An 8,193-nucleotide genomic window follows, 5' to 3' on the forward strand; every position below is an offset into this window, starting at 1 on the left:
AATCCCGGCGTGCGACGCCGCCCCAAAGGCGGCAGTCCGGCGGCCGCCGGGGTCAGCCGCTCGCGATGCGCGCGCAAGAAGTCGCCGAGCGCGCGACGCTGGCGCGCATCGTCACCGTGAGGGGCTGGCGCGTCAGACGCCAATTCGGGCTTAGGGATAGGGGTAGTTTTCATACCAGGATAAATAGGTAACTTGTACCGGTATCAACGAGCCATTATCGTGAGACTTACCAACATCGCGCAAGCGCCCAGGCGGGCCGACTCCCCTTGCATCGCGCCCTGCCCCACCCACGTAGGAGACTCACCGTGAGCGAAACCCCGTCATACCCTTCCCGCCCGGGTTCGTCCACCGCCCCCGCAGGGGCGCAGGACACCCACCACGCGCATCATGGCCATAACGCCGTCGTCACCGGCCAATTCGGCCCGCAGGCATCGGCCTATCTGACGAGTGCCAATCACGCGCAGGGCGCCGATCTGGAGCAACTCGCCGCGATCGCTCGCGCGCATCCGGGTGCGCAGGTGCTCGACCTGGGGTGCGGCGCGGGACACGTGAGCTTCTTCGCGGCGCCGCACGTCGCGCGCGTGGTGGCGTACGATCTGTCCGCCGACATGCTCGGCGTGGTCGCAGGCGAAGCGGCCAAGCGCGGCCTGACGAACATCGACACGCAACTGGGCGCAGCCGAATCGCTGCCGTTCGCCGATGCCAGCTTCGATCTCGTCTTCAGCCGATACAGTGCGCATCACTGGGCCGACGTGGGTGCCGCGCTGCGCGAGATGCGTCGCGTGCTCAAGCCCAGCGGACGCGTCGTGATCTGCGACGTCGCCTCGACGGGGCGGCCGCTGTTCGACACGTATCTGCAAGCGGTCGAAGTGTTGCGCGATACGTCGCACGTGCGCAACTACGCCGCGAGCGAATGGCTGACGATGGCCGCTGGGGCGGGATTATCGGTGGCGTCGCTCACGCCGCGCACGCTCGATCTCGACTTCAAGACGTGGATCGCGCGCATGCGTACGCCAGCGCCGATGCAGGTAGCCATTCGCGCGCTGCAAACGGCCATGGCCGACGACGTGCGTCGTCATTTCAGGATTCAGGACGACGGCTCGTTCACGCTCGACACGCTGACGCTCGAACTGATTACCGGTTGAGCGTCGGGAGGTAGAGGCAGGCGAGCGCGATCCGTCGTAGCGACGCGCCCGCTTTCCTTTTATGAGCGGTCACTTTTGTCCGTTTTTCCTCACACCCGCCAAATCCCGTGGGTAACGCGATGCGGAACGTCGCGGCGCAAATGCGAGCGCCGCGCGCTGCGAGGCAATCCGCCAGGCAACCCGCGCCGTCACCGAGGGGGCGAACAACGCGGACGGCGGCTCGACCATGTGCATCACGCGCAGAAAGCGCCGGTAGATGGCGGCATCGTCGACGGCGAGACCGAGCAGCGACTCCACGTAATGTTGCATGAGCCGCGCCCGCCAATGCGTGGCGCCCCGCTCCCCCGTCTGACGTAAATCGACGCCAGTCGCGAAAATCCACGCGCGCTGCGCCACGTGGGCGAGGGCACGCTGCAAGGCCAATCCACCCGGGGCATCGTTGGCGCGACGAATGAGATGCAGATGGGCGTCGAGCGCCACCGCGCTCAATGCCGCAATCGTCATGCCCTGTCCGTACACCGGATTGAAGCTGCATGCGGCGTCGCCAAGCACCGCGAAGCCTGCGGGCCAGCGCCGCATTTCGTCGAAGTGGCGTAACCGATTTTCCGTCCGGCGAAACTGACGGATCGGCGAGACCGGCTCGGCGTGGGCAATCGCATCGTGGAGGGTCGGCACCCGCAGGCTTTTCGCGAAAGCCAGGAAGCCGTCGGCATCGCCCGGCGGATAATCGCCGCCCGCCCCCGTCAACGTGACGATCCACCGGTTGTCCTCGATGGGGAAGATCGTGCCGCTGCGCAGGCATTCGGGTGGCCGGCCGTGCACCACCAGCGCTTGCCAGTCGCGCCAGACCGACGGCTTCGGCACCGCATAGAGTCGGCTCGCGTACCCGACACGGGCGTCGACGACCGTCTCGCGTACGGCGTCCAGCCCCATCGCTCGCAGCCACGACGGCGCATGCGAGTTGCGCCCGCTCGCGTCGACAACGAAGGCGGCCGGCAAGGTCGTGACATCTTCGGCATCTTCGGCTTGTCCGCGCGATCCGCCCGCGCGACGCCGAATCGCCACGCCGCAAACGCGTGCGAGCGCCGCATCGAAGCGCAACCCCGTGACGTCGCAGCCGGTCAGAACACGAACGTTCCGCTTGGCGAGCACGCGCTGACGCACCGCGAACTCGAGCAGGCCACGGCTCGTCGACCATGTGACGAAGCCCTCGCCCGCGGGCGGCATCCAACCCGCGGCACCGAACCAGCGCACGGACCGATACCAGTCGAGCGGCACCGCGCCCGCGTCGAGCAAGGCCTGGCCCAAATCGGGAAACAGCGCATCGAGCGTTCGGCGCCCCCGCATCAGCAGTTGATGCACGTAGTGCCCCTGCGGCACGCCCGCCCTCGGGGCTGGAGAATCGGGCAGCGCGTCGCGCTCGACGAGCCACACTTCATCGAAGTGCCCCGCCAGTGCATGCGCGGCGAGCAAGCCCGCCATGCCCGCGCCGACGACGATGGCACGCCAGGCGGTCGATGGGGCTTCGGTGGGCGTGCAGCGCGCCCGTGTCGATGAAACCGTCATGATCTCCCCCGGATTATCGGAACCAGCGATTCAATGGCGTCGACGATGGCGCCACGTCGATCCGGTGGGCGATCTGCCGATGGAATTCCGGTAGCCGGCTCCAGTGCAAGCCCGGCCGCACGTGATGCGCGAGGTGATAGCCGTTGTTGAAAAACACAAGATTGAGCCACCGGTTGGCCTTCGTGTGCGATGCCTTGAACGGATCGCTGGCGTAGAGATCGATATGATCGTCGTACGTCATGTGAATGAAGTTGAGCCAGACCAGGATCCTTGGCATGACGAAAAACAGCAGCGCATTGCGCGGGTCATGAAACAGCAAAGCGACCAATACGAGGTTGCTGGCCGCGACCTGCCAGAGGCAGCGTCGACGCAATCGCGTGCAGGTCCGGCCGATGCGCAGCACGTGATAATCGTATGTCAGGAAATAATGAGCTACGTAAGCGAGCCGCGACATCCGGCAACCGCCGGCATCGATCCAGCGCGACGGATCCCGCTCCGGTTCGGTGTAGTGCAGGTGATGTCCCCGGCTGTGATGCAGGCGAAACTTTGCCGCGTACATGCCGGTCTCCAGGGTCATCACCCATTCCAGCACGCGATTGGCCCAGGCGCCCGCGAACATGCCCATGTGCGACTGGTTGTGCACGGCGGTCGAAACGGCGATCTGGGGCAACAGGAGCATCGTCGCGCACGTGATCGCCACCCACGGATCGTGCACGAGAAAATAGGCGGCCCACTGCAACAATGCAGCACCGGCCACCAGCGCCAGCGGTGCAAGATCTTCGGTGTAACGCAGACCCAGAAGTCGGGCGAGATGTCTCATGATGCCTCCCTGCAACGCACGGCTCATCGCCATCGATGTGATTCAATGGATGTCGTCCGCCTTGGCCGAGTGACGCAAGCGGGCAAGCAGCGCCGGCGAAGCGAAGCTCCAGCGCGCGTTCATCGTGCCCAGTGGGCGGCCGAACTGCAGCCACTGCGTTTCGCAAGCCAGCGCGGACAAGCGGTCATGACGATAGGATTTGGCGACGATCACGAATCGCACCGACAGTGGCGCGTGCAGCTCGGCGAAATGCTCGAAGGTGACTTCCAGCGAATTGAGCACAAAGATGAGGTCGTGCGGCACCTCGTAGAAGCGGTGCGAGATCGCAGTGCCGGTCTGGCGAGTGGCTTCGATCATCATCAGGCCGGGAACGTGGTCGAGTGGATGTTCGAAGAAGAACGCGTGGTGCGGATCGATCGCAAGCACAGCGGAAAAGGTATCGTGCCCCTCGGTTGTGGCTTGCGCCCGCTCGATCGACGCGACGAAGACATTGACCGGATTGGTCTTGTGAACCATCGTCCGGTCGAGCTTGCCCGGCATGGCAAAGGCGTCAGCGGTGGCGACATCGGAGGTACCGGCAGGGCGGCCGGTCACGGGCGTTTGAAGGTTCATGGCGACTCCGTTCAGACAATGGGGGGGACGGAACCTGGCCCACCGGGATGACGGCGAGCTGGCCTGAGGGATCGATGCTGGACTTACGACGATGCGTGGAAGCCGTAATCGATGGCACGCGATGCGCGTAGATCGTGCGCGAGGTGCGACTGGGCGATGCGAACCGCGGCCTCCTGAGCAGAGAGCATGCAGGCCTCAATCGACGCACCGCGCAGATAATCGCCGGCGAACGCAAGACCGTCGATGCCATGGCGCCGATCGTCGAGCCATGCGCGCAGCCGATAGTGATGCGGCGCGTACGCACACAACCCCGGATCGAAAAGATGCGCGACAACGTCGCGCCGGTCGGCCCGTTCCACGGGAACGTACTGGCGCAAGGTCGTCTCGGCGAGATCCAGCAATGCTTCGGCTTCCGGCCCGGCAAGGCTGCCCGCGCTTCGCGCACTTGCGATGACGGCGCGCGCCTTGCGGCCACTGAACGTGTAGCGCACGCGGTCGAGTCTGTCGATGCCGTAGGCGCCGGCGTTGCTCAGCGCGTTGTCCGGGCCGAACGACAGACCGCGCACGTTCGCGGAGAATATCGGCCGGCGGTAAGCGGCCACCACCACGAGCACCGGAAAATAACGTATTTCGTCGAGTGCGGCGGCGAGTGCCGCGTCGTGTTCGCGCAGCAGATCCGCGCTCACCCCTGCCGGCGTGGCGAGCACCACATGGTCGTATTCCGGATGATCGGTTCGCCCATCGAATTGCCGCACCTGCAAACCGGAAACCCGTCCGTGACGCACCATGAGCCGCTCGACGCGGGCATTGAAGCGCACCGCCAGCGGCGCGGTCGCCGCACCGATAAACGCCCCCATGCCCGCCTTGAGCTGATCATAGGTGTCGAGCCACATGCCCAGGTGGGTGCCGAAATTGCCGAGGTGAATTTCGTCGGGCTCCGCACCGTTCATTCGCACCGACATTGCCCGCACCACAGCGCGACAGAACGCCGGGCTGAAATGCGAAGCCAGCGGCGCATCGTCGGCATCTCGCGCCAGCCGGGCAAAGGACGGTCCGTCCAGGAACCGATTGCGCGCGTCGAGCCACACGCGCGCGCAAAGCGCGGCAAGGCGCATGGCATCCGCCGCAGGACAACCGCGCAGATACGCAAGCGTGCTGCCAAGGCGGCGCGTGCTATCGAGCGTGACGATCTTTCCGTCGCGAATGCGCGATGTGTTGATGCCGAACGGCTCGAACGCGAAGGGTCCGAGGGCGTGCGCGAGCTTGCGAAAGCGCAGATAGTGCCGGCCGATGTTCTTGCCGCCGAGATCGATTCGGTCGCCGTCGAGCGTCGCAGTGGTGATCCGGCCACCGGGGGACCGGTGCTGCTCGATAAGCTCGACATGAAGGCCGGCGTCGCGTAGATAATGCGCAGCCGCAATGCCGGAAATGCCGCCGCCAACGACGGCGCACGTCGCAGTGGTTGCCATCAGGGATCCCCCGCATGTTCATTAGGCATGCTTTAAGTATCGTGAAAATGACACCTGAATATCACGACATCCTAAGGATAGGCGAACGCGGTTCATCGTTCGCATCTCATCGGGCGGTCACCGATAGTGCTCAACACGAGCGATCGCAAACGTGAACTCCGCAACGCGTTGGATCTCAATTCCATCATTGGATGGCACATGACGACGGCAACGCGGGCGCGGTGCGCTGCCTCACCGAACGCGCTGCGTGGCGCGGAAAAACGAAAGGGCTGGGTTCTGCCTGACACAGAACCCAGCCCTTTGGGACACTACACTGAACGCTACGACGTTGCCCGATCAGTCCATCGACACACTCGCGCGCCCTGCCGCACCTGGCTGGACACGCACGCCGTTCCGACAGCCGACCATCCGCTATTGCACACGCACCGGTCCGTCATCGTCGTTGGCGCCGCTAATTTCGGCGACACCGGCGAGCAGCGCCACGTAGTGCCGCAGTGCCCGCGCACGCGCCTGCTCGTACAACTGCGCGGCGATACGCTCGGCCACGCGTTCGTAGGGCGGCATGTGTCCTTTCACCCGGCGTTCGATCCGCACAACGTGGAAACCGTAGCGCGTGTTGACCAGTCTCGGCACCACGCCGAGTCGGTCGCCACAAAACAGCACCAACTCAAACTCGGGTGCGCCACTGCCACGCGCGAGCATACCTAGACTTCCGCCCGTGCGACCTGACGGGCAATCCGACATCGATTGCGCCACCGCTTCGAACGAATCGGGATTGGAGCGCACGGCATCCAGTGCCGACTGCGCCCGCTCCAAGGTCGTCGACAGCGGCACGCTCGCCGACATCGCAAACAGAATATGACTCGCCTGCACCCGGTCGCCAACACGGAACTGCCCGGCGTGTTCGTGAAAGTAAGCCCGGCATTCGGCGTCGGTGGGACGATGCACTTGAACGTCCCGCGTGAACAGTGCATCGACGATAGCGTCGTCGCTCGCGGGCATCGCGTCGTTCTTGTCGAATAAACGCAAGTCGAATGCGCGCTGGCGCAGCAATTCACGACTCACCAACGCGTGCTGTGCGGCGACTTCCGGATCGGCCTCGTCCTGATGCTGATCGATCTCATCGGCGACGCGGCGTGCGTCGATGACAATTCCGTTGACTCGCAAAGACATAACGCACTCCCGCCAAAACATTGACTGCCACCGGTCGCGCCGCTTCGCATGCCGGGGCGCGACGGTATATCGAAGTTGTAGGCGATGCGCGTCAGAAAGGCAAATGCCCGCGATGACAGTGTGGGCGGCCGTTGCGCGCCGCACACACTCGCATGCGGCGCACGAAAACACTCAGTGAGACGGACGTGTGACCACCGCCGGCGCATCGTTGGCGGTGCCGGTCGGACGACCCCGCCAGTAGCCCGCGAGCAGCGAGCCCGACAAGTTGTGCCAGACCGAGAAGAGCGCCCCCGGCAGTGCGGCGAGCGGCGTGAAGTAGATTTTGCCGAGTGTTGCCGCCAGGCCGGAGTTCTGCATACCGACTTCGATGGCCAACGTGCGGCAGATCGATTCGTCGAAGCCCAGCAGACGACCGCCCCAGTACCCGCCCAGCAGGCCCAGACCGTTGTGCAACACGACACCGAGCATCACCAACGGGCCCACCGTGGCAATGTTGCCCTGATTCGCGCCGACTACCGCGCCGATGATGAGCACGATCGCGATCATCGACACGAGCGGCAGATAGCCTTCGACCGCGCGCACCGCACGACCGAAATAGCGATTGATGAGCAGGCCCGCGCCAATCGGCAGCGCCACGATTTGCAGAATCGACAGCAGCATGCCCTCGACGTCGACCACGATGGAGGCGTCGACGTACAAGCGCGTGAGCAGCGGGGTCGCGAACACGCCGACGAGCGTCGACATTGCGCTGATCGTCACCGACAGGGCCACGTCGCCGCGGGCGAGATAAATCATGACATTCGAGGCTGTGCCGCTCGCAACGCTGCCCACAAGCACCATGCCGGCCGTCAGATCGGGCGGCATGTGCAGCACGCGCGCGATCACCCAGGCGGCCAGCGGCATCACGAGATAGTGCAACACCACCCCGGCGACGATCGGCGCGGGTCGCGTGAGCACGCGCTTGAAGTCGTCGACGGTGAGCGTGACGCCCATCGCAAACATCACCACGGTCAGGAGCGCCGTGACGTGCGGCGTAACGCTGGAAAAACTGCCCGGCGAGAAATAAGCGGAAACGGACAGCAGCAGAGCCCACAACGGGAACAGCCGGGTAATACGGGCGATCATGAAATCCTCAGGGAAGGGGAATGCGGCACGTGCGCGGGTGAGCCGATGAGGCCGCCTTGCCTGACGCCTCATTGTCCCTGCCACGCCCGGGCCACCGGGCGCAAAAGCTTAATATTTTACTTAATTTGCGCCCGATGCCCTTCCTGAGCCGTTCAGTCGCGTTTTGCCTTGCCCATCAGCAAGGCGCCGCCAACCGCGTCGCGACGCGCCGGACGCGGCGCGCGCTGTGCGAAATCGCCGCGCTCCGCGCCGCCTCCTTGCCCGCGCGAGGCGGTCTGCCCCG

The 8,193-nt window shown here is 64.9% G+C and carries 7 protein-coding genes and 1 pseudogene; 1 reads left to right on the forward strand and 7 read right to left on the reverse strand.

From position 1 onward, the window contains the following. Positions 1 to 173 (reverse strand): annotated as a pseudogene (locus A985_RS28015) (transcriptional regulator); the annotation flags it as partial. A gap of 267 nt (positions 174 to 440) precedes the next feature. On the opposite strand from A985_RS28015, the gene A985_RS0101865 reads away from it, so the two are divergent. After that, the gene (locus A985_RS0101865) at positions 441 to 1,145 is read left to right on the forward strand and encodes a class I SAM-dependent methyltransferase (RefSeq protein ID WP_157211321.1); all 705 of its coding nucleotides are present in this window, start codon (positions 441 to 443) and stop codon (positions 1,143 to 1,145) included. 69 nt (positions 1,146 to 1,214) lie between these two features. Here A985_RS0101865 and A985_RS0101870 read toward each other — a convergent pair whose 3' ends face one another. The 6 genes from A985_RS0101870 to A985_RS0101895 form a co-directional block, all read right to left on the reverse strand. Continuing rightward, on the reverse strand, positions 1,215 to 2,711 hold the full coding sequence (locus A985_RS0101870) for an NAD(P)/FAD-dependent oxidoreductase (RefSeq protein ID WP_017231732.1): 1,497 nt from the start codon (positions 2,709 to 2,711) through the stop codon (positions 1,215 to 1,217). A gap of 13 nt (positions 2,712 to 2,724) precedes the next feature. Beyond that, entirely contained in the window at positions 2,725 to 3,531 is an 807-nt protein-coding gene (locus tag A985_RS0101875) for a fatty acid desaturase (protein ID WP_039829722.1), read from the reverse strand. A gap of 42 nt (positions 3,532 to 3,573) precedes the next feature. Continuing rightward, positions 3,574 to 4,143 (reverse strand): AfsA-related hotdog domain-containing protein, encoded by a 570-nt coding sequence (locus A985_RS0101880; RefSeq protein WP_017231734.1) that lies wholly within the window; start codon positions 4,141 to 4,143, stop codon positions 3,574 to 3,576. Positions 4,144 to 4,226: 83 nt separating this feature from the next. Then, complete coding sequence (locus tag A985_RS0101885) at positions 4,227 to 5,612, reverse strand: NAD(P)/FAD-dependent oxidoreductase (RefSeq protein ID WP_017231735.1); 1,386 nt, start codon at positions 5,610 to 5,612, stop codon at positions 4,227 to 4,229. A gap of 411 nt (positions 5,613 to 6,023) precedes the next feature. After that, on the reverse strand, positions 6,024 to 6,785 hold the full coding sequence (locus A985_RS0101890) for a peptidylprolyl isomerase (RefSeq protein ID WP_017231736.1): 762 nt from the start codon (positions 6,783 to 6,785) through the stop codon (positions 6,024 to 6,026). A gap of 171 nt (positions 6,786 to 6,956) precedes the next feature. Then, complete coding sequence (locus A985_RS0101895; RefSeq protein ID WP_017231737.1) at positions 6,957 to 7,910, reverse strand: bile acid:sodium symporter family protein; 954 nt, start codon at positions 7,908 to 7,910, stop codon at positions 6,957 to 6,959. Positions 7,911 to 8,193: the final 283 nt, after the last annotated feature.

The organism is Pandoraea sp. B-6 (assembly GCF_000282835.1).
Lineage (GTDB): Bacteria > Pseudomonadota > Gammaproteobacteria > Burkholderiales > Burkholderiaceae > Pandoraea > Pandoraea cepalis.